This is a genomic window from Limnohabitans sp. 2KL-17 (assembly GCF_003063415.1).
Classification (GTDB): domain Bacteria; phylum Pseudomonadota; class Gammaproteobacteria; order Burkholderiales; family Burkholderiaceae_C; genus Limnohabitans_A.
Map to the genome: position 1 here is coordinate 56,074 of NZ_NESK01000022.1, position 19,320 is coordinate 75,393.

A 19,320-nucleotide genomic window follows, 5' to 3' on the forward strand; every position below is an offset into this window, starting at 1 on the left:
GTGATGGACAAAACCACCAACACCCAGCCCCGTTACAACGGCATTGAAGGCCAGCGCCTGGCGATCCTGCACAGGTTGACCAAAGGCCCGGCCACGGTGGAACAACTGTCCACCGACTGCAACGCACCAGACCCCCGCGCCCGTGTCCACGAACTGCGATGCGATGGACACCGAATCGAAACCCAAATGATTGACCGCACAAACCCCGATGGTTCCGTGAACCGTGTTGGGCTTTACGTGCTGTCAGTGACGGACAACCGGCAATGTGAATTGAACTTCAACCAATGACCCACCACCACACGCACGAAACCACGCGCCAAGCCCTGGCGCATATCCCGGCGAACCTGCCCCGCGATGAATGGGCACGGGTAGGCATGGCGATCAAATCAGAGTTTCCCGATGAAGGCGGTTATGACCTGTTCGCGCAATGGTCTGAAACCGCCCCGGGCTTCAAGGCCAGCGATTGCCGAATAGCCTGGCGATCCTTCAAGGCGGGCGGGTCTGTGACCATGGGCACACTGTTGCACATGGCCAAACAACACGGCTACACCTTGCCCAAAGACGGGCAGGCAGCGGCGAAGCCTTCGCCCGAAGTGCTGGCCCAGCGCCAGCGGGATCAGGCCGAAGCCATGGCCCGCGAAGCCGAAGCCCAAAGCCTGCGCCATGAGGCGGCGGCTGTTGCAGCCCTGACCGCATGGGCAGGGGCCAGCTATCAAGGCGAATCTGAATACTTGCAGCGCAAGGGTGTGAAAGCCCACGGCCTGCGCTTTGGTGCTGAAGGCGCTTTGATGATTCCCCTGTTCGATGCAGCGGGCAAGTTGTGGAACCTGCAAAACGTGAAGCCGGACGGCCAAAAGTTGTTCTTGAAGGGTGGCCGTGTAACGGGCCTGTGGCACATGCTGGGGGCGGTGCCTGCCCCGGCTGCTGTGGCTGGCGCTGGTGCCCGTGATGGGGATCAGGGCAGCAACCCGCCCAGCGACACCGACACCACCACCAACCACGATCAGGCGGCGGCTGTCCGGGTGATCCTGATTGCTGAGGGCTACGTAACGGCGGCCAGCTTGCACGAGGCCACGGGCTACCCGGTGGCGGTGGCCTTTAATGCGGGCAACCTGGACAAAGTGGCCCGCGCCCTGCGCCAGCATTACCCGGCGGCGCTGCTGGTGCTGTGTGGTGACGATGACCAAGCCACGTACACCAAGACGGGCAGCAACCCCGGCAAGATCAAAGCCACGGCGGCGGCGGTGGCTGTGCAGGGTGTGGCCATTTTTCCGGCCGATCTGCCCCCGGATCAAAGTGACTTCAACGACATGCACCAAAACCACGGCCTTGACGCTGTGCGTGACTGTGTGCTGACTGCGATTGCCGATCACGAACTGGCAGCGATGGCGGCGCACGATGACGAACAGGACGCACCAGACGGGGCCACGCACCATACAAACGCGCCCGGCAAGACCAAGCCCCCAGCACGGAAGAAAAAGCCTGTAAACGGTGCCAGTGCTGGCGCTGCTGGTGGCGATGGTGGCCACGGCGGTGACGGTGGCCGCACGGGCGGCAAAGCTGCGAACGATTGGGACAGATTCAGCGTGACCGATGAAGGGGTGTTTTATGCGGGTGTAGACAAGGACGGCGAACCCACAAAGTCCGAATGGCTGTGCAGTCGTTTGGATGTGCTGGCCTTGACCCGTGACCATGATGGCGGCGGATGGGGTTATCACCTGCGCTTTGCCGATCCATTGGGACACGTCAAAACATGGGCCATGCCAGCCCGTATGCTGGCGGGTGACGGCGGCGAGTACCGCGCATTTTTGATGGGGCAGGGTCTGAGAATCGGCACTTCACCACGCGCCCGAAACCTGCTGACCCAATACATTCAAACGCGCCAGCCTGAGGACTTCACCACCTGCACCGACCGCATAGGCTGGCACGGCCTGGCCTTTGTGTTGCCACGCGAAACCATGGGCGATGAAGCCGAAAAGATCGTTTTCCAAAGTGACCAAGCCATGGAAAACACATTCACAGTCAAAGGCACGGCTGACCAATGGCGTGACCGTGTGGGCGCGATGTGTGCGGGTAATTCGCGCCTGGTGTTTGCAGTGGCCAGCGCCTTTGCCGGGCCTTTGCTGCGCCCTGGTGGCGTTGAATCGGGCGGCTTTCACTTTCGCGGCGGATCGTCAACGGGCAAGACTACGGCCCTAAAAGTAGCGGCAAGCGTGAACGGTGGCCCCAACTACCTGCAACGCTGGCGCACCACTGACAACGCGCTTGAAGCGATTGCAGCCCAGCACTGCGATTCGCTGCTGGTGCTGGATGAACTGGCACAGGTTGACCCCAAAACGGCGGGCGAGTGCGCTTACATGCTGGCCAACGAATCGAGCAAGGCCCGGGCAACCCGTAACGGCGCACCACGGCCCCGGCTTTCATGGCGGCTGCTGTTCCTGTCTGCTGGTGAATTGGGTTTGGCCGATCACATGGCCGAGGGCATGAAGCGGGCGCGAACAGGGCAAGAAGTGCGAATGGCCGATATTCCCGCCGATGCTGGCGCTGGTTTGGGGATGCTGGAAAACCTGCACGGCATAGAGGGCGGCGGGTCTGCGTTTTCACGCCACCTCGTTGAACAGGCGGGCCGCTGCTACGGTGGGTCGGGCCGTGCCTGGTTGCTGTGGTTGACTGAAAACGCCCACACGCTGAAAGCTGACATTCGCCAGCGGGTGCAGGCGATAGAAGCCCGCATGATTCCCGAAGCCGGGGGCGGGCAGGTTCACCGAGTGGGTTTGCGCTTTGCCCTGGTGGGTGCAGCGGGCGAGATGGCCACGGCGGCGGGCCTGACAGGCTGGGAGCCGGGCGAGAGTGAACGGGCCGCGATCACCTGTTTCAATGCCTGGATGGCTTCGCATGGCGGGTCTGGTGACGGTGAAGTGACCGCAATGCTGCGACAGGTGCGGGCTTTCCTTGAATCGCACGGTGAAGGGCGGTTTACCTGGTGGCATAGGGCAGGCGATGACCATGCAGCCAAGACCTTGAACCGGGCCGGTTTCCGGCGCATGGTGAGCGAGGACGGAAAGCCGATCAAGAACGATGCCGAACACCAACGGGAATACGGGGAGCGCATGGCGTCAACCATGGCCGAATCAGTCAGCACCGAGTATTTCATTCACGCTGAGGTTTTCAAGGCTGAGGTTTGCAGGGGCTTTGATGCTGGCGCTGTTGCCCGGGTGTTGGTTGACCATGGTTGCTTGATCCCTGAGGCTAAGGGGCGGCATGACTGCAAACCCCGATTGCCTGGGATAGGTCTTTCCCGCTGCTACCGAATCAGCCCGGCTATCTTTGCCCTGGACCTTTGAGCCATGACCACCAACATGACCACGCCCATCCCCTACAACGAGCAAGACGGCCCCGCCCCTGCTTTGTCGCACCTCATAGATTGCCATGTGCTGGACTTGCCGCGCTTTAACCCTGGCTGGGTCAACGAGATGCGGGCAGACCTTGACACCCAGCCCGTGAATCAACATTGGTTGCCCGGCATTGATGGCCGGTTAGGTGAGGCCCGGGCCTGTGGCTTTGCTTTGGGCTGTGCCCCTTTCGTGTCTTCGGTTGATCCTGACGACCGAATAAACCCGGGCACGTTTGCCGCGCTGTTGAAGGCGCTGCAAGACAACCCGGGCGCACCCTTTGCATGGGCTGGCGAACAAATGGTGAATGAGAGGCTGGAAGCCTGGCCAGTGCGCCCCCATGTGTGGCCCGGGGGTTATGACCCGCTGCTACACGTATGCAAAGGCACACACGTTCACGGCGTGAAGCTGTATCGCCGTGAACAGGTCACGCCCCACCTGCCTGCAATGCGAACAGTGGGGCAGGCCTGCGAGTTTTATTTAGACCTGGCCATTGTGAAGCCCTACACCACCCCCCCGCCCACATCATGGCCCGTGCATGTGCCCATGGTGGGCAGGCTATGGCGGCAACATGACACCAACGGGAGCCGGTACTTTGAACAGGAGAGCTTTACCCGTGCGGCCCTGGCGCTGGGGTTTGATTCGATGAACACCCTGCAAGCTGAAACGCGGCGGCACTGCCTTTGAGGGCGTTAATGCAGTGGGCATGACAGCCCACCCGCTTTGCCGCCCGATAAGGGGGCGGGCGGGAATTCCGTTCGCGCTGCAAAGGGGGCGGCAAGGCTTGCACCAAGTAAGGGAAAAGCCAAGCCCTTGACCTGGCGCCATACCCACCTGGTGCCCGCCGATCTGGTGGACAGCGCCAGCGTTTGGACTGTCCTTGCTGGCGCTGTTGTCCTATCTTTTGCGGGCGCCATGGGTGCCCGGTGCCTGGACGTTAACGGGCTAGGCTTCAAATCCATTTTCTAGGTTTCGCGCACAGCGAGGATTCAACCGAATTGCACAATATTTAAGCAAAATCAGTTGATAACTTGTTTTGTGCTGTGGATAAGTGCCATTTTGTCCCCGCTGTCCCCGCTTGTCCCCGCTTGTCCCCGCACAAAATAACGATAGCGGAAGCAAAACACACAAACACCCCGCCGATTGTTCCCCGGTTTGGCCGCTTTACCTTTGCCTGTCTGGGGTGTGGCTGGGTCTGTTTGGGCTATGCCACCCCCCCCGTGTTGGGTCCTACCTGGGTAATGCTGTCACGGGTCGTTGCGAGCCCGGGGCCTGACTGTTTCATGGTTATGCCTAGGGGGTTGAGTTGTGAGGTCGGATGATGCCCCGCTATCCGTTGGTTGTGCCCCCGCGGTTGCAGCACATGCCCCCAATAATTACCCGATGTGCCCCCATCCTGGCAGTGCGCCCGCCTGGCCTTGCCTTTGGGGTGTTTGAAAATGTGCCCCCATTTTTGAAAATAGTGCCCCCAAATGTGCCCCCATGTGCCCCCGGAAGGTGGCACACTTCAGTAAACCACAATGGACGATGAAACTGAGTTTTCAGAGGGGGAATAAAAAAATCCGCACCGTTTTGGACGTGTGCGGATCAAAGTTTGGTGCCCCCGACAGGAATCGAACCTGTATCACTCCCTTAGGAGGGGAGAGTTCTATCCATTGAACTACGGTGGCAGTGGGGGCATTTTACAGGCCACTGATTAAGGTTTGTTACATCCATGGCCTTGGATATTGGGCTTGGTTTGGGCGTCAGTCAGGTTTTATTTGCTGAGCAATCGCATGGCATCTTCCAGCCCTTTGAGGGTCAGGGGGTACATGCGGTTGCTCATGAGTTGCTGCACGATCGAGATGCTTTGGCGGTACTGCCAGACGCCTTGAGGCTCGGGATTGATCCAGGCAAATTTTGGGAAGGTGTGCGTCAGGCGCTGCAACCATTCCGCACCGGCTTCTTCGTTGTTGTATTCAACGCTGCCGCCTTTTTGCAAAATTTCATAGGGGCTCATGGTGGCGTCCCCGATGAAGATCAGCTTGTAGTCCTTGTTGTATTTGCGCAGGATGTCCCAGGTCGGGAACTTCTCTGCGTAACGGCGCTTGTTGTTCTTCCACATGAAGTCATAAACGCAGTTGTGAAAGTAATAAAAATCCAGTTGCTTGAATTCTGTTTTGACGGCAGAGAACATCTCTTCTACCCGTGTGATGTGCTCGTCCATGGTGCCGCCCACATCCATGAGCAGCAGCACCTTCACATTGTTGTGCCGCTCCGGCCGCATTTTGATGTCCAGAAAGCCTGCGTTGGCGGCGGTGGCCCGGATGGTGTCGGGCAAATCCAACTCTTCCACCGAACCCTCACGTGCAAAGCGGCGCAGACGGCGCAGTGCCACCTTGATGTTGCGTGTGCCCAGTTCCTGTGAGTCGTCGTAGTCTTTGTAGGCGCGTTGCTCCCAGACTTTGACGGCACTTTTGTTACCGCCTTTGCCGCCAATCCGGATGCCCTGCGGGTTGTGGCCGCCGTTGCCAAAGGGCGATGTGCCGCCGGTGCCGATCCATTTGCTGCCGCCTTCGTGGCGTTCTTTTTGTTCTTCGAGGCGCTTTTTCAGGGTGTCCATCAACTCGTCCCAACCCATCTTTTCGATGGCGGCTTTTTGCTCGGGCGTGAGTTCTTTTTGCAGGATTTTTTCCAGCCAGTCGAGGGGCACTTCCTTGGTGAAGTCGGTCAACATCTCGACGCCCTTGAAATAGGCGCCAAAAGCCTTGTCGAATTTGTCGAAGTGCTTTTCGTCCTTGACCATCACCGTGCGGGCCAAGTGGTAAAAATCATCGATGCTGCAGGCGTCTGATGCAGGGCCAACCACATTGGCCTGGAGCGCCTCCAGCAGCGTCAGGTACTCGCGCACAGACACCGGTAATTTGGCGGCACGCAGGGTGTAGAAGAAATCAATCAGCATGACCGGGTGTCCTTGTGGCTGGCGCGGTTCAATTGAAAGTTCAAATGCGTTCTCACACTGGGCCATTCACTGGCAATGATGCTGTAAACACAGGTGTCTCGCATTGCGCCCGCAGCCAACGGGTGGGTATTGGTCTGGTGGCTGCGCAGAACACCATCCAGCTTGGCCCCCAGGCGCTCAATGGCATGGCGGCTTTGGTGGTTGAAAAAATGCGTTCGAAACTCAACAGCGATGCAGCTCAACTGCTCAAAGGCATGGGCCAGCAGCAGGCGCTTGGCCTCGGTGTTGAGCGGGCTGCGCTGCACGCTTTTGCGGTACCAGGTCGAACCAATTTCCACGCGCCTGTTGGTGGCGTCGATGTTCATGTAGGTGGTCATGCCCACTGCTCGGCCGGATGCGGGGTCCAGCACGGCAAAAGGGCACATGCTGCCCTGTGTTTGCAAGTTCAGCCGGCGTGCAATTTCAGCGGCCATGGCATCAGGCGCCGGGATGGCCGTGTACCAGAGGTTCCACAGTTCGCCATCGCGCACCGCATCCACCAGATCGTCGTGGTGACCCGTGGCGAGCGGCACCAGCGTGACATGCTGATCAGAAAGGGTGACGGGTGCGATCCAGTGGCTCATGATGGTGTGTCGTTGTCGTTGTCGTTGTCTTTGGCTTTTTGTTTGGCGCGCCAGAAACGTGCCAGATGCAGCCCCACACCACCGCCCAGGCCTACCAGCAAAATGCCGCCAATGCTGGCGTAGTCATAGCCAGCGCTGAAAATGTTCAAGCCGAGCAACTTGCCTGCCCAATAGCCGGCCAAAGCGCCGCCGACGAAACCGACAGCGTCTGAGATACCTTCAAGAAAAGGGTTGGGAGTCGACATATGGCCGGTTCTCAGCGGTTGCGCTGGTTCATGAACACCAGCTTTTCAAACAAGCTCACGTCTTGTTCGTTTTTGAGCAGAGCACCCACCAGTGGCGGCACAGATACTTTCTGATCGGCACTTTGCAGCGCCTCAAGCGGTATATCTTCTGCGACCAAAAGCTTGAGCCAGTCCAGCAGTTCGCTGGTGGAGGGTTTTTTCTTCAGACCAGGCAGACCACGCACATCGTAGAAAGTTTTGAGGGCCAGGGCCAGCAAATCTTTCTTGAGCGTCGGGAAGTGCACATCCACGATCAGGCGCATGGTGTCCGCTTCGGGGAACTTGATGTAGTGAAAGAAGCAACGGCGCAAAAAGGCGTCGGGCAGCTCTTTTTCGTTGTTGGAGGTGATGAACACCAGCGGACGGGTCTTGGCCTTGATCAGCTGGCGTGTCTCGTAGCAATAAAACTCCATGCGGTCGATTTCGCGCAGCAGGTCGTTCGGGAACTCGATGTCGGCTTTGTCGATCTCATCGATCAGGATGGCCACTGGGGTTTCGGAGGTGAAAGCCTGCCAGAGAACACCCTTGATGATGTAGTTTTCGATGTCCTTGACTTTGGCTTCGCCCAATTGGCTGTCACGCAGCCGGCTGACGGCGTCATATTCATACAGGCCTTGCTGGGCTTTGGTGGTGGATTTGATGTGCCATTGCAGCAGGGGCAGGTTCAATGACTGCGCCACTTCCTCGGCCAGCATGGTTTTACCGGTGCCGGGTTCGCCTTTTACCAAGAGCGGCCGTTTGAGTGTGATGGCGGCATTTACGGCCAGCATCAGGTCCTGAGTGGCGACGTAGTTTTCGGTGCCTTTGAATTTCATGGGTTGCAGTTCTCAAAAATTGGAAAGAAGCTTGTCAGGATTATGAGGGTCAGCCCGATATAATCTGCAGTTGATTTTTATCAGTCAATTGGATTGTGTAAGCAAAATGAACAAGTTCCTGACCTCAGTGTTTGCATTGGCTGTCGCCTCTGTGACCACCATTTCTGCCCATGCTCAAGAGATCAAGGGCGATGCCAAAGCCGCGGAGCAGAAGATTGCCATGTGCATCGGCTGCCACGGTATCAAGGGCTACCAAGCCAGCTTTCCCGAGGTTTACCGCGTGCCGATGATTTCCGGTCAAAACGCCAAATACATTGTTTCAGCACTGAACGCCTACAAAAAGGGGGAGCGAAAGCACCCCACGATGCGCGGTATTTCCACCAGCCTGACCGATCAGGACATGGCCGATCTGGGCGCTTACTACGAGCAACATGGCAAGACCGAGCCGGTGGCCACCACCCCCAAGACACCAGACGCCAAAGTGGCGGCCCTGCTGCAAAAAGGCGCTTGCATTTCTTGCCACGGTGACAACTTCTCCAAGCCGATTGACCCCAGTTACCCCAAGATCGCCGGCCAGCACAAAGATTTCCTGTACGTGGCGCTCAAGTCTTACAAAGTTGAAAACCAGGCCACCTGGGGCCGCAACAACGGCGTGATGGGCGGCATTGCCAAGCAATACTCCAATGCCGAATTGAAGGCCATTGCCGGTTACATCGGTTCTTTGGATGGTGACATGAAGGTTGTGCCGCAGTCCAAATTCCGCTGATCCTTCGTCAATCCAGCAAAAAGCCAGTCATTTGACTGGCTTTTTTTATGGGCGGCATCGCCACACCCTGCAAGTCAGGGTGATGCGCGAAGGCGGTCAGGCTTGGCCGTTGATGACCTGCTGCAGCTCGCCTGATTCGTACATTTCCATCATGATGTCCGAGCCACCGATGAACTCACCCTTGATGTAGAGCTGAGGAATCGTGGGCCAGTTGCTGTATTCCTTGATGCCTTGGCGAATTTCGGCGTCGTCCAGCACATTCACGGTTTTGACGGTCTTGGGGTCGACGCCGCAGGCCTTCAGGAGTTGGATGGCACGGCCGGAAAAACCGCACATGGGGAAACTGGCGTTGCCCTTCATGAACAGGGTGATCTCGTTGCCTTTGACGATTTCGTCGATGCGTTGCTGGGTGTCGCTCATGGTTTTTGCTCCAAATGGTGCCGATTTCTAATGGGATGCATTATCTCTCTGATTGAAAGTCTGAAAACTTGTGGGGCCTGTTGATGGTCATGTGGTTGGCAGCGCCCCACCCGAACAACGCTCAATGCCTGCCAGGTCCTGGCGTGATTGCACTTTTTCAAAGCCGGCGCTGCGCAGCAGGTTTCGCACCGCATCGGCCTGGTCCCAGCCGTGTTCCAGCAGCAGCCAGCCTGCGGGGGCCAGTCGGCTGGGGGCTTGGGCAATGATTTGGCGCAGATCGTCGAGTCCGTCCGGTCCGCTGGTCAGGGCTTGCAGGGGTTCGTGGGTCAAGGCGGCCAGGTGCGGGTCGGCATCGGCCACATAGGGGGGGTTCGAAACAAGCAGTTCAAACGGGCCTGCCATGGCATCCATCCAGTGGCTTTGCATGAACTTCACGGGCAAATTCAAGCGCAGGGCGTTGGCTTGGGCCACGGCCAAGGCATCGGCGCTGGCATCCACGGCGGTGACCTGGCTGGCTGGGCGTTCGTGTTGCAGGGCCAAGGCCACGGCGCCGCTGCCAGTGCCCAGGTCCAACACACGCGCTGGGATGCCCATGGGCAGCAGTTCCAAAGCCCATTCCACCAGTGTTTCGGTGTCAGGGCGGGGGTCCAGCACGCGGGCATCCACTTGCAGGCGCAGCCCAAAGAACTCTTTGAAGCCGGTGATGTAGGCGGCGGGCTCACCGGCCAGGCGCCGCTGAAACAGTTTGTCCAGGCGCGCCACCATGTCGGACGACAGTTCATCGCGGTCATGCGCAAGCAACCAGGCACGGTCATGTGTTTCGCGGCCCATCACATGCAGGTGCAGCACTTGGGCGTCCATGCGGGCCAGCCCGAGCGTCTGTGCGCGTTGCAGGCTTTCGGCGAGCGTGCGGGGACTCATGACGCGCCAATCTCCAGCTCGGCCAGTTGCTCAGCCTGACGCGCCGCTTGCAGGGCGTCGATCACGTCCTTCATGTCGCCTTCCATGATGGCATTGAGTTTGTACAGGGTCAGGTTGATCCGGTGGTCGGTGCAGCGGCCCTGTGGGAAGTTGTAGGTGCGGATGCGGTCCGACCGGTCACCACTGCCGACAAGGCCTTTGCGCAGGGCGGCGTCTTTGGCCGCGCGTTCGCTGCGATCTTTTTCTTCGATGCGGGCTGCCAGAACTTGCAGGGCCTTGGCCTTGTTGCGGTGCTGGGACCGATCGTCCTGGCATTCGGCCACGATGCCGGTTGGTAGGTGGGTCACCCGTACAGCCGAATCTGTTTTGTTGATGTGTTGCCCGCCCGCACCGCTGGCGCGGTAGGTGTCGATGCGCAGGTCGGCCGGATTGATCTGCACCGCCTTGGCCTCATCCGGTTCGGCCAGCACCGCCACGGTGCAGGCGCTGGTGTGGATTCGGCCTTGTGTTTCGGTGGCGGGCACACGCTGCACGCGGTGGCCGCCCGATTCAAAGCGAAGCTGGCCAAAGGTGTTCTCGCCTTCCAGGCGGATCACGACCTCCTTGAAGCCGCCCAGCTCGCTGGGTGACTCGGACAGCAGCTCGACTTTCCAGCCTTTGTTTTGTGCAAAGCGGGTGTACATGCGCAATAAGTCGGCCGCGAAAAGAGCCGACTCGTCACCCCCTGTGCCGGCGCGGATTTCCAGATAGGCCGGGCGCGCGTCCTGGGGGTCCTTGGGCAGCAGCATCCTTTGTAATTCGGCTTCCAGTTCGTTCAGTTCATTCTGGGCTGAAGTGATCTCTTCTCCCGCCAGGGCATGCATCTCGTCAGCCTCGGGTGAATCAGCCTGCATTTCCAGGGCTTCTGCCAGATCGCTGCTGCGCTGCTTGTAACGGGCAAAGCGCGTGGCCATGGCGCTCACATCCGCGTGTTCCCGCGAGAGCTTCATGAACTGGGCCATGTCGGCCATGATGTCTTCCCGGGACAGCAAAAAGTCCAGCTCGGCAAGGCGCTCGGCGTAACGTTCGAGTTGTTGGATCAAAAAGGGTTTCATCTTGAGCGGTCATTGCCGGGCAGGCGTCAATCCAGGGGCAAGTGGCGTTGGGGGCATCCATGCCCATCTCGCCGGGAGCGGCATTAGCCGGTCGCCGGTGCGCCGCTAACGCTCTTGCCGCAAGAAAAGGCGTTGCACCGTTTGCACGGTTTGTTCGCGGTGGGCGTGGTCAGCGCTGCGCAATTCGGCCATGGCGCCATGCAGCATTTTTTGGGTCAGCCCCTTGGCCAGCGCCTCAAGAACGGCTTCGGGGTCATCGCCCCGCGCCAGCAGCTTGCGGGCACGGCCCAGCTCGGCTTCGCGCCAGGTATCGGCCTGGTTTTGCAATTGCTGGATCAGTGGCACCGTGTCCCGTTGGCCCAGCCAGTGGTTGAAGCTTTGCACGCCGGCGTCAATGATGACCTCGGCTTCGGCCACTGCAGCCTGACGATGGGCCTGGCCTGCCTGCACCACGCTGGCCAGATCGTCTACGGTGTAGAGGTAAACGTCTTCCAGGGCCTTGACCTCGGGTTCGATGTCGCGGGGAACCGCCAGATCGACCATGAACATGGGGCGGTGCTTGCGTTTCTTCAAGGCCCGTTCCACGGCCCCCAAGCCGATCAGGGGCAGGGTGCTGGCAGTGCAGCTGATGACCGCGTCGAATTCGTGCAAACGCTCGGGCAAATCGGCCAGGCGCATCACTTCGGCGCCAAATCGACTGGCGAGTTTTTCGCCGCGTTCCATGGAACGGTTGGCAATGGCAAGTGATTTAGGTTGGCGGGCCGCAAAGTGAGTGACGACCAGCTCGATCATTTCCCCCGCACCGACAAACAGCACCTTGATGTCTTTGAGGTCTTCAAACAGCTGACTGGCCAAGCGCACAGAGGCGGCTGCCATGCTGATGGAGTGGGCGCCGATCTCGGTGGAACTGCGCACCTCTTTGGCCACGGCAAAGCTGCGCTGGAAGAGTTGGTTCAAGGTGATCCCCAGCGCGCCTGCTTGCTCGGCAGCGCGCACGGCATCCTTGAGTTGACCCAGGATTTGGGCTTCGCCCAACACCATCGAGTCGAGCCCGCTGGCCACCCGGAAAGCGTGCCTGGCGGCCTCGTTGCCCTCGAGCAAATAGGTGTGCGACTGGAGTTCTTGGGTCGATACCCCGCCGGCTTCGGCCAGCCAGAGCAAGGTGTCAGCCGCAGCGGCCTGCTCGGCCGCACAATAAATTTCGGTGCGGTTGCAGGTCGACAAGATCGCGGCCTCGGGCGTTTGCGTCAGGTTTTTGGCCAGGTTGCTTCTCAAGCCTTGCAAAGTGGGTGCCATCTGGTCCAACGCGAAGGCAAACCGCCCGCGCAAATCGAGCGGCGCAGTGGTGTGATTCAAGCCCAGTGTCCAAACAGCCATGCACTGATTATAGAAACCCCGACCTGACAAGAGCCCGGAGGGGTCGGCAGAGGGCACTTTCGGTGCACAATTGTTGTGCGCCTTTATCCCACTCCACGCTGTTCAAGACCCGTTCAAGACCCATGACCGTCTGGCAACTGACCCTGCATTTGTTCAATTTTTTCCTGCCAGCGCTGGCCATGGCGCTGCTCATGCCTTTGGCTGGCCGATGGGTCATGGGGTCCGGGCACCGTTCATTCACCCGCCGCATGCTGGTTCATGCCTTGATCGGGGGGCTGGTGCTGACTGCGGGTTTGGTATTGCAGGGCCAGGACGGCACCATGGCCACCTACACCGCCTTGGTACTGGTGGCAGCCAGCACGGAATGGGCCCTGCACCGCGGCTGGGCCAGCCGGCAGTGACTGGGTTGGTTTTGCGCCGATCGGTCCCTGAAGCTCAATGAGCAGGGTCAGAGCTTGAAAAGGTCTTTCAAAAAACCTTCAACGGGGCCTTTGGCTTGCGAAAACATGAACACGGTGTGAGGTGCGCCTGGAATCAGCACGATGCTGGCTTTTTTGTTGGATTTCAAGGCTGCACCGCAATGGCCCACGGCATTGGGGTTGCCGATCCAGCTGTTGCTGGGCGAAAAATAAGGGTCGGTCGAGCTGATGACATTCAGGACGGGTTGGTCATCGGGAATGGCCGTTTGGTGAGATTCGACAAAGTAATTGTCTTCGCAGCCCCATGCAAACAGGATACGGCCCATGAACTCTTTGCCGGTGTGACGCGCCACGGGCACGGCGCCTTCGCTGGTCCCCGCCAGAACCCATTTGGCAGGATCGGCCCAAGCCAACTGGCTCAAGGCTTGCAAGGTGATCCCGATTTCAGAGGCGCGCAGGGCATGCACTTTTTCGTAGGTGGGTTTGTCAATCGGGGAGTTGTAAGTCATCCGGTTTGGCAGACCAAACGAGTTCGGGGCAATGCTGGCGATGCCCATGCCCGCCAGCCATCGCTGCCAGTCACCAATGGCCTTGAGCCCCAAGCCCGATGAGCCGTGCATGAAAACCACCACAGGGACCTTGCTTGCGGCCACAGGTGGGGCATCTTTCAAGGCGCCCAGAAAGACACCGGTTTGAGTCATCGACGCTGGCAGTGCCACTTGTGCACCGCTGATGACCGATTGCATGGACGCTTGCGTGTGGACCAACACCCCGGGTTTCACTTCACCTTTTGGGGTTTGACCCAAGGCGTTCAGGGCAAGAAGTGAGGCGATCAGTGCAAGGGAGATTTTGTGAAGGCGCATGGTCATGGTTCGCTTGAGCGTGTTGTGGCTAACCCAGTGGATTTTGAGCCCGGGGCTGGTTTTTACGCAGCGCTGAACAAGTCTATCCGGTCGGTGATGATGCCGTCGGTACCCAGGGCCAGCAGATGTCCGGCGGCTTCTTGGTCGTTGACGGTGTAGCTTAGGCAACGCAGGCCTGCTCCGTGCACCTGGGCCACGTTGTTGGCGTTCCAAAGGCTGTGGTTGGCGACCACCGCCACGCAGCCAAGTTCTTGTGCCTTTGCCAGCCAGCCTTCCCACAATGTGTCCACCAGCAAGCCGCACGGCAGATTGGGGGCAGCCTGCCGGGCTGCAGCAAGGGCTTCGGGTTTGAACGAAGTCAGCAAAGGCGGCACGGGGGCAGCTTGCCAGAGTTCGGCGGCCAGTTGGGCCACCGCTGCGCCGGTGACTGTTTCGGTCCCCGGGGTGGGTTTGATCTCTATGTTCAGGTGAAAGCCGTTGGCCTGGCAAAAGCGGGTCAGCGCTTGCAGCGTGGGCAAAGGCTCGCCCGCAAAAGTGCGCGAATGCCAGCTGCCGGCGTCCAGTTGCGACAAGTCTTGCCAGGGCAGGTCGCCGCCGGTGCCGTGGCCGTTGGTGGTGCGTTCCAGGGTGGCGTCGTGCATCAAAAACACCACGCCATCGGCGCTGAGTTTGGCGTCGCATTCGAACATGCGGTAGCCGTGCGCAGCCCCCAACCTGAAGGCGGCCAGCGTGTTTTCAGGGGCCAGCTTGCCCGCGCCGCGGTGTGCAACCCAGCGGGGGTAGGGCCAAGGTGTGAGGGTGGTCATGGTGAAGTAATGCGTTGGAGTGTCTGCGCGTCAAACCAGTGCACGCGGTCAGCGCGGGGGGTGGCGTAAAAGTTCTGGCCGGGTTGGGGGGGCGTGACCGATTCGTCCAGCCTCAGGGTCAGGATTTCGTCGCCCAGATGGGCGTGCACCAGACGCTCGGCGCCCAGCAGCTCCACTGTGTCGGCGATCAGAGACCAACCCCCTGTGACTTGTGCGGGCGTGATGTCCAGGTGTTCAGGGCGAATGCCCAAAATGCGCTGGGCATTGGTGACCGGTGCTTTTTTCAGCAGGTTCATGGGCGGCGAGCCGATGAAGCTGGCGACAAAGGTGCTGGCCGGGCGGTTGTAAACCTCCTCTGGCGTGCCGAACTGCTCCATGTGCCCACCGTTCATCACGATCATGCGCTGGGCCAGGGTCATGGCTTCGACCTGGTCATGCGTCACAAACAGGCTGGTGATGCCCAATTCGCGGTGCAGCTTCTGGATCTCCAGGCGGGTCTGTGCACGCAGTTTGGCGTCTAGGTTGGACAGCGGCTCGTCAAACAAGAAGACCTGGGGTTGGCGCACGATGGCGCGGCCCATGGCGACCCGCTGGCGCTGACCACCGGACAGCTCCCGCGGTTTGCGTTGCAGCAGTTGGCTCAATTCGAGGATGCCTGCCGCCTTGTCGACGCGCGCCTTGATTTCTTCGGCAGAGCGCTTGGCGATTTTCAGGCCATAGGCCATGTTGTCGAACACGCTCATGTGGGGGTAAAGCGCGTAGTTCTGGAACACCATGGCGATGTCGCGTTCGGCAGGTTCCAGGTCGTTCACCACGCGTTCGCCAATCGAGATGTTGCCGCCCGTGATGTCTTCCAGGCCTGCCACCATGCGCAACAAGGTGGATTTGCCGCAGCCCGAGGGACCGACGATCACGACGAATTCGCCATCCTGGATGCTGGCGCTCAGGTCGTGGATGACGGTGTTGGACTTGGCGCCTGCACCGTAGGTTTTGAGGATGTGAGAGAGTGTGATGGAAGCCATAAATCTTTGGATCAGATGGGGACAGAGCAGCGCTTGGCAGTGGACTGTCCCCGGGTTTCATATCAGACGAGGACAGAGCACCGCTTCGCAGTGGACTGTCCCCGCGTTATTTATTTTTCCGTATCGACCAGGCCTTTGACGAACCATTTTTGCATCAGGATCACGACCATCGCTGGGGGCAGCATGGCCAAAATGGCGGCGGCCATGACCACGTTCCATTCTGTCCACGACTCACCCGAAATCAGGCGCTTGATGCCCAGCACCACGGGGTACATGTCTTCGTTGGTGGTCACCAGCAAGGGCCACAGGTACTGGTTCCAGCCATAGATGAACTGGATCACAAAGAGGGCGGCGATGTTGGTGGCCGACAAGGGCAGCAGCACATCCTTGAAGAACCGCATCGGACCCGCGCCGTCCATGCGTGCGGCCTCGACCAGCTCATCGGGAATGGTCAGAAAAAACTGCCGGAACAAAAAGGTGGCCGTGGCTGAGGCGATCAAGGGCACCGTCAGACCCGCAAAGCTGTTCAGCATGCCCAGGCCCGCTACCACCTCATAGGTTGGGCTGATGCGCACTTCCACCGGCAGCATCAAGGTGACAAAAATCATCCAGAACACCAGGTTGCGAAACGGAAATCGGAAATAAACAATGGCGAATGCCGACAGCAGCGAAATGGCGATCTTGCCAATCGCGATGCCCAGGGCGCTGATCAGGCTGATTTTCATCATGGGCCACATCCCCGGCAGTGGGCTGCCTTGAGAGTTGGGCCCGCCAAACAGGGTCAGGCGGTAGGTTTCCCAAAAGTGGCTGCCAGGCACCAGCGACATGGGCACGCTCTGGTTGATTTGCTGCGCGGTTTGGGTGGAGCCGACAAAAGTCAGGTACAGCGGAAAAGCCACAATGGCCACGCCAATCAGCAAGATGACATGCCGCAGGATCTGCAGGCCGGGGCGTCGTTCGATCATGACCGACCACCCAAGTGAACAGGGGAGAGAGACATCAGTACTGCACTTTCTTTTCGACAAACTTGAACTGCAAGACCGTGAGCGACACCACGATCACCATCAGCACCACCGACTGCGCGGCCGAGCTGCCCATGTCCAGCGCCTTGAAGCCGTCGTAATAAACCTTGTAAACCAGAATGGCCGTGTCTTTGCCCGGGCCGCCGTGGGTGGTGGCGTCCACGATGGCGAAAGTGTCAAAAAAGGCGTAAACGATGTTGATCACCAGCAAAAAGAAGGTGGTGGGTGACAGCAGGGGGAACACGATGGTCCAAAAGCGCCGCCAGGGGCTGGCCCCGTCGATGGCGGCGGCTTCGATCAGCGATTTGGGAATGGACTGCAAACCTGCCAGAAAAAACAAAAAGTTGTAGGAAATCTGCTTCCAGACCGCGGCCATCACGATCAGCGCCATGGCGTGGTTGGGGTTGAGCAGGTGGTTCCACTCGATGCCGACGGCCCTGAGGGCGTAGCCGACCACGCCCATGGGCGATGCAAACATGAACAGCCACAAAACGCCCGCCACCACAGGGGCTACCGCATAGGGCCAGATCAAAAGGGTTTTGTACAGCCCCGCGCCGCGCCCGACCCGGTCGGCCATCACCGCCAGAAGCAAAGACACCGACAAACCCGTGACAGCCACCAGCAAGGAAAAAATGGCCGTGATTTTGAAAGACTCCAGGTAGCCGCTGTCGTGCCACAGGCGTGAAAAATTCTCCATCCCCACGAACTCGCGGGATGCCCCAAAGGCATCTTCTTGCAGCACGCTTTGGTACAGGGCCTGTCCAGCCGGCCAGAAAAAGAACACCAGCACCACGGCCATCTGGGGTGCGATCAGCAACCAGGGCAGCCAGCGAGATTTGAAGCGAACGCGTTTTTCCATAAATTTTTTACCAGGCGGGGTGGCTGAGTGTCATCCCAAAATGCGTAAAAGCAGAGGCATTGCCTCTGCTTTTTTCAGAGCCAACCGCTGCGAGCAGCGGTTGTGAAATCACTTGTTGGCTTTTTCGAAGCGTTCAAGCTGCTCGTTGCCGCGTTTGATGGCCATGTCCAGGGCTTCTTTGGTGCCCTTTTTGCCACTCCACACGCCTTCGAGCTCCTCGTCAATGATGGTGCGGATTTGCACAAAATTACCCAGACGCACGCCGCGTGACTTGTCGGTGGTCTTGCGAATCATTTGTGTCACGGACACATCGGTGCCGGGGTTCTTTTTGTAGAAGCCGGATTTTTCGGTCACCTCGAACGAGGCTTTGGTCACGGGCAGGTAGCCTGTGCGCTGGTGGCTGGCGGCAGCCACATCGTCCTTGGACAAATGGGCAAAGAACTGGGCCACGCCTTTGTAATCAGGGGCTTTCTTGCCACTCATCACCCACAAGCTGGCGCCACCGATCACGGTGTTTTGTGGCGCACCGTTCACATCAGGGTAATAGGGCAGTGCGCCGATGCCATAGCCAAACTTGCCGTTGCGGACCACGCTGCCATAAAGCGCCGACGAACCGGTGGCCATGGCGCACTCGCCGGATACAAAGGTGGCGTCCGCCGCATTGCCTCGGCCTTTGTAAATGAACAAGCCCTGCTTGGCCATGTTGGCCAGGTTGTCAATGTGGCGCACGTGCAAAGGGGTGTTGAAGCTCAGGCGGGCGTCCATGCCGCGCATGCCATTGCCCTTGGTGGCAAATTCGGTGTTGTGCCAGGCTGAAAAGGATTCAAGCTGTGTCCAGCTGATCCAGCTGGTGGTGAACGGGCACTTGTGGCCACTGGCCTTGAGCTTGGCAGCGGCCAGAGCCACTTCAGGCCAGGTGGTGGGTGGGGTGTTCGGGTCCAGGCCTGCCGCCTTGAAGGCGTCCTTGTTGTAATGGAACACGGGGGTGGAACTGTTGAACGGGAAGCTCAGCATCTGGCCGTTGGGGGCTGTGTAGTAACCGGCCACAGCGGGCACATAGGCGTTTTGATCAAATTTGAGGCCGGCTTCTTTCATGACTTCGCCCACGGGCTTGATCGCGCCCTTGCTGGCCATCATGGTGGCCGTGCCCACTTCAAACACCTGCAAAATGTGTGGGGCGTTGCCCGCGCGGTAGGCGGCGATGGCAGCGGTCATGGACTCGTCGTAACTGCCCTTGAAGGTCGGTACGATTTTGTAGTCTTTTTGGCTGGCGTTGAAATCCTTGGCCTGGTCATTGACCCATTCGCCCAGGGCGCCACCCATGGAGTGCCACCACTGGATTTCGGTTTGGGCTTGGGCGGACAAGCTGGCCAAGCCCAGGGTCAGGGCAGAAAGGGTGAGTTTGAGTTTCATGGCGGTTCCTGGAGATGAAGAGGCTGAAATTGCAAAAGGCCTGTCAAGCAGTGCTTCTTTAGAGTGGTACTGTGCATTTTAAAAATGACAACTGTATTAAAGCGGTGTGAAGCCGGGGTGACAACCCGGACTTTCCATAAGAAAAGACCCTTGGGGTGACCTTGCCCCCGAAAAACGTACTGCTTAGCTGATGGTTAAAAATCAGTTCAAGGAGAACGAAATGAGTGAAACGAGGAAACGGGCCAAGTACACGCTGGAATTCAAGATGGAGGCGGTCAGGCTG

General features: G+C 59.1%; 19 protein-coding genes and 1 tRNA gene. 5 read left to right on the forward strand and 15 right to left on the reverse strand.

The annotated features are described in order from the left end of the window. Window positions 1–3: 3 nt before the first annotated feature. Genes B9Z45_RS12220 through B9Z45_RS12230 form a run of 3 tightly spaced genes read left to right on the forward strand, consistent with a single transcriptional unit; the run spans window position 4 to window position 4,079 of the window. Window positions 4–288 carry a helix-turn-helix domain-containing protein gene (locus B9Z45_RS12220; RefSeq protein WP_108407498.1) on the forward strand — a complete coding sequence of 95 codons (285 nt, stop codon included), beginning with the start codon at window positions 4–6 and terminating at the stop codon, window positions 286–288. Beyond that, the gene (locus B9Z45_RS12225) at window positions 285–3,344 is read left to right on the forward strand and encodes a DUF927 domain-containing protein (RefSeq protein WP_108407499.1); all 3,060 of its coding nucleotides are present in this window, start codon (window positions 285–287) and stop codon (window positions 3,342–3,344) included. Before B9Z45_RS12220 ends, B9Z45_RS12225 begins: the two co-directional genes overlap by 4 nt. A 3-nt stretch (window positions 3,345–3,347) precedes the next feature. Continuing rightward, window positions 3,348–4,079 (forward strand): hypothetical protein, encoded by a 732-nt coding sequence (locus tag B9Z45_RS12230; protein ID WP_108407500.1) that lies wholly within the window; start codon window positions 3,348–3,350, stop codon window positions 4,077–4,079. A 908-nt stretch (window positions 4,080–4,987) separates the two neighbouring features. Here B9Z45_RS12230 and B9Z45_RS12235 read toward each other — a convergent pair. The 5 genes from B9Z45_RS12235 to B9Z45_RS12255 all read right to left on the reverse strand — a co-directional run bounded on the left by B9Z45_RS12235 (window position 4,988) and on the right by B9Z45_RS12255 (window position 8,055). Continuing rightward, window positions 4,988–5,062, reverse strand: a tRNA-Arg gene (locus tag B9Z45_RS12235). A gap of 86 nt (window positions 5,063–5,148) precedes the next feature. Then, entirely contained in the window at window positions 5,149–6,333 is a 1,185-nt protein-coding gene (locus B9Z45_RS12240) for a VWA domain-containing protein (RefSeq protein ID WP_108407501.1), read from the reverse strand. After that, window positions 6,327–6,956, reverse strand: coding sequence for a GNAT family N-acetyltransferase (locus tag B9Z45_RS12245; protein ID WP_108407502.1), 630 nt, complete (start codon window positions 6,954–6,956; stop codon window positions 6,327–6,329). Before B9Z45_RS12245 ends, B9Z45_RS12240 begins: the two co-directional genes overlap by 7 nt. Next, window positions 6,953–7,201, reverse strand: coding sequence for a hypothetical protein (locus tag B9Z45_RS12250; protein ID WP_108407503.1), 249 nt, complete (start codon window positions 7,199–7,201; stop codon window positions 6,953–6,955). Before B9Z45_RS12250 ends, B9Z45_RS12245 begins: the two co-directional genes overlap by 4 nt. Before the next feature lie 11 nt (window positions 7,202–7,212). Next, on the reverse strand, window positions 7,213–8,055 hold the full coding sequence (locus B9Z45_RS12255; RefSeq protein WP_108407504.1) for a MoxR family ATPase: 843 nt from the start codon (window positions 8,053–8,055) through the stop codon (window positions 7,213–7,215). 106 nt (window positions 8,056–8,161) lie between these two features. Between B9Z45_RS12255 and B9Z45_RS12260 the strand changes: the two genes are divergently transcribed. Continuing rightward, entirely contained in the window at window positions 8,162–8,821 is a 660-nt protein-coding gene (locus B9Z45_RS12260; RefSeq protein WP_108407505.1) for a cytochrome c, read from the forward strand. A 96-nt stretch (window positions 8,822–8,917) separates the two neighbouring features. Here B9Z45_RS12260 and grxD read toward each other — a convergent pair whose 3' ends face one another. The 4 genes from grxD to hemA all read right to left on the reverse strand — a co-directional run bounded on the left by grxD (window position 8,918) and on the right by hemA (window position 12,633). Beyond that, the gene (gene grxD, locus B9Z45_RS12265) at window positions 8,918–9,241 is read right to left on the reverse strand and encodes a Grx4 family monothiol glutaredoxin (RefSeq protein WP_108407506.1); all 324 of its coding nucleotides are present in this window, start codon (window positions 9,239–9,241) and stop codon (window positions 8,918–8,920) included. 87 nt (window positions 9,242–9,328) lie between these two features. After that, window positions 9,329–10,162, reverse strand: a complete 834-nt coding sequence (gene prmC, locus B9Z45_RS12270; RefSeq protein ID WP_108407507.1) for a peptide chain release factor N(5)-glutamine methyltransferase — start codon at window positions 10,160–10,162, stop codon at window positions 9,329–9,331. Next, window positions 10,159–11,256, reverse strand: coding sequence for a peptide chain release factor 1 (gene prfA, locus B9Z45_RS12275; RefSeq protein WP_108407508.1), 1,098 nt, complete (start codon window positions 11,254–11,256; stop codon window positions 10,159–10,161). The genes prmC and prfA overlap by 4 nt, the downstream gene beginning before the upstream one ends. Before the next feature lie 105 nt (window positions 11,257–11,361). After that, window positions 11,362–12,633, reverse strand: a complete 1,272-nt coding sequence (gene hemA, locus B9Z45_RS12280; RefSeq protein ID WP_108407509.1) for a glutamyl-tRNA reductase — start codon at window positions 12,631–12,633, stop codon at window positions 11,362–11,364. Window positions 12,634–12,755: 122 nt separating this feature from the next. Between hemA and B9Z45_RS12285 the strand changes: the two genes are divergently transcribed. Further along, a complete protein-coding gene (locus B9Z45_RS12285) occupies window positions 12,756–13,034 on the forward strand; it encodes a hypothetical protein (RefSeq protein ID WP_108407510.1) in 279 nt (92 codons plus the stop codon). Window positions 13,035–13,081: 47 nt separating this feature from the next. Here the strand turns inward: B9Z45_RS12285 and B9Z45_RS12290 are convergent, their stop codons facing one another. The 6 genes from B9Z45_RS12290 to ugpB form a co-directional block, all read right to left on the reverse strand. Further along, a complete protein-coding gene (locus B9Z45_RS12290) occupies window positions 13,082–13,915 on the reverse strand; it encodes a dienelactone hydrolase family protein (protein WP_108407523.1) in 834 nt (277 codons plus the stop codon). Window positions 13,916–13,977: 62 nt separating this feature from the next. Beyond that, complete coding sequence (gene ugpQ, locus B9Z45_RS12295; RefSeq protein WP_108407511.1) at window positions 13,978–14,721, reverse strand: glycerophosphodiester phosphodiesterase; 744 nt, start codon at window positions 14,719–14,721, stop codon at window positions 13,978–13,980. Continuing rightward, a complete protein-coding gene (gene ugpC, locus B9Z45_RS12300; protein WP_108407512.1) occupies window positions 14,718–15,743 on the reverse strand; it encodes a sn-glycerol-3-phosphate ABC transporter ATP-binding protein UgpC in 1,026 nt (341 codons plus the stop codon). The genes ugpQ and ugpC overlap by 4 nt, the downstream gene beginning before the upstream one ends. A gap of 110 nt (window positions 15,744–15,853) precedes the next feature. After that, window positions 15,854–16,708, reverse strand: coding sequence for a sn-glycerol-3-phosphate ABC transporter permease UgpE (ugpE, locus tag B9Z45_RS12305; RefSeq protein ID WP_108407513.1), 855 nt, complete (start codon window positions 16,706–16,708; stop codon window positions 15,854–15,856). Window positions 16,709–16,742: 34 nt separating this feature from the next. Then, window positions 16,743–17,624, reverse strand: coding sequence for a sn-glycerol-3-phosphate ABC transporter permease UgpA (gene ugpA, locus B9Z45_RS12310; protein WP_108407514.1), 882 nt, complete (start codon window positions 17,622–17,624; stop codon window positions 16,743–16,745). A gap of 108 nt (window positions 17,625–17,732) precedes the next feature. Beyond that, the gene (ugpB, locus tag B9Z45_RS12315) at window positions 17,733–19,037 is read right to left on the reverse strand and encodes a sn-glycerol-3-phosphate ABC transporter substrate-binding protein UgpB (protein WP_108407515.1); all 1,305 of its coding nucleotides are present in this window, start codon (window positions 19,035–19,037) and stop codon (window positions 17,733–17,735) included. Window positions 19,038–19,320: the final 283 nt, after the last annotated feature.

What these genes read in the sequence shown, in the direction of transcription:
- B9Z45_RS12220 (WP_108407498.1), top strand. Translation starts at nt 4, where the DNA reads ATGGACAAAACCACCAACACCCAGCCCCGTTACAACGGCATTGAAGGC.
- B9Z45_RS12225 (WP_108407499.1), top strand. Translation starts at nt 285, where the DNA reads ATGACCCACCACCACACGCACGAAACCACGCGCCAAGCCCTGGCGCAT.
- B9Z45_RS12230 (WP_108407500.1), top strand. Translation starts at nt 3,348, where the DNA reads ATGACCACCAACATGACCACGCCCATCCCCTACAACGAGCAAGACGGC.
- B9Z45_RS12240 (WP_108407501.1), bottom strand. Translation starts at nt 6,333, where the DNA reads ATGCTGATTGATTTCTTCTACACCCTGCGTGCCGCCAAATTACCGGTG.
- B9Z45_RS12245 (WP_108407502.1), bottom strand. Translation starts at nt 6,956, where the DNA reads ATGAGCCACTGGATCGCACCCGTCACCCTTTCTGATCAGCATGTCACG.
- B9Z45_RS12250 (WP_108407503.1), bottom strand. Translation starts at nt 7,201, where the DNA reads ATGTCGACTCCCAACCCTTTTCTTGAAGGTATCTCAGACGCTGTCGGT.
- B9Z45_RS12255 (WP_108407504.1), bottom strand. Translation starts at nt 8,055, where the DNA reads ATGAAATTCAAAGGCACCGAAAACTACGTCGCCACTCAGGACCTGATG.
- B9Z45_RS12260 (WP_108407505.1), top strand. Translation starts at nt 8,162, where the DNA reads ATGAACAAGTTCCTGACCTCAGTGTTTGCATTGGCTGTCGCCTCTGTG.
- grxD (WP_108407506.1), bottom strand. Translation starts at nt 9,241, where the DNA reads ATGAGCGACACCCAGCAACGCATCGACGAAATCGTCAAAGGCAACGAG.
- prmC (WP_108407507.1), bottom strand. Translation starts at nt 10,162, where the DNA reads ATGAGTCCCCGCACGCTCGCCGAAAGCCTGCAACGCGCACAGACGCTC.
- prfA (WP_108407508.1), bottom strand. Translation starts at nt 11,256, where the DNA reads ATGAAACCCTTTTTGATCCAACAACTCGAACGTTACGCCGAGCGCCTT.
- hemA (WP_108407509.1), bottom strand. Translation starts at nt 12,633, where the DNA reads ATGGCTGTTTGGACACTGGGCTTGAATCACACCACTGCGCCGCTCGAT.
- B9Z45_RS12285 (WP_108407510.1), top strand. Translation starts at nt 12,756, where the DNA reads ATGACCGTCTGGCAACTGACCCTGCATTTGTTCAATTTTTTCCTGCCA.
- B9Z45_RS12290 (WP_108407523.1), bottom strand. Translation starts at nt 13,915, where the DNA reads ATGCGCCTTCACAAAATCTCCCTTGCACTGATCGCCTCACTTCTTGCC.
- ugpQ (WP_108407511.1), bottom strand. Translation starts at nt 14,721, where the DNA reads ATGACCACCCTCACACCTTGGCCCTACCCCCGCTGGGTTGCACACCGC.
- ugpC (WP_108407512.1), bottom strand. Translation starts at nt 15,743, where the DNA reads ATGGCTTCCATCACACTCTCTCACATCCTCAAAACCTACGGTGCAGGC.
- ugpE (WP_108407513.1), bottom strand. Translation starts at nt 16,708, where the DNA reads ATGATCGAACGACGCCCCGGCCTGCAGATCCTGCGGCATGTCATCTTG.
- ugpA (WP_108407514.1), bottom strand. Translation starts at nt 17,624, where the DNA reads ATGGAAAAACGCGTTCGCTTCAAATCTCGCTGGCTGCCCTGGTTGCTG.
- ugpB (WP_108407515.1), bottom strand. Translation starts at nt 19,037, where the DNA reads ATGAAACTCAAACTCACCCTTTCTGCCCTGACCCTGGGCTTGGCCAGC.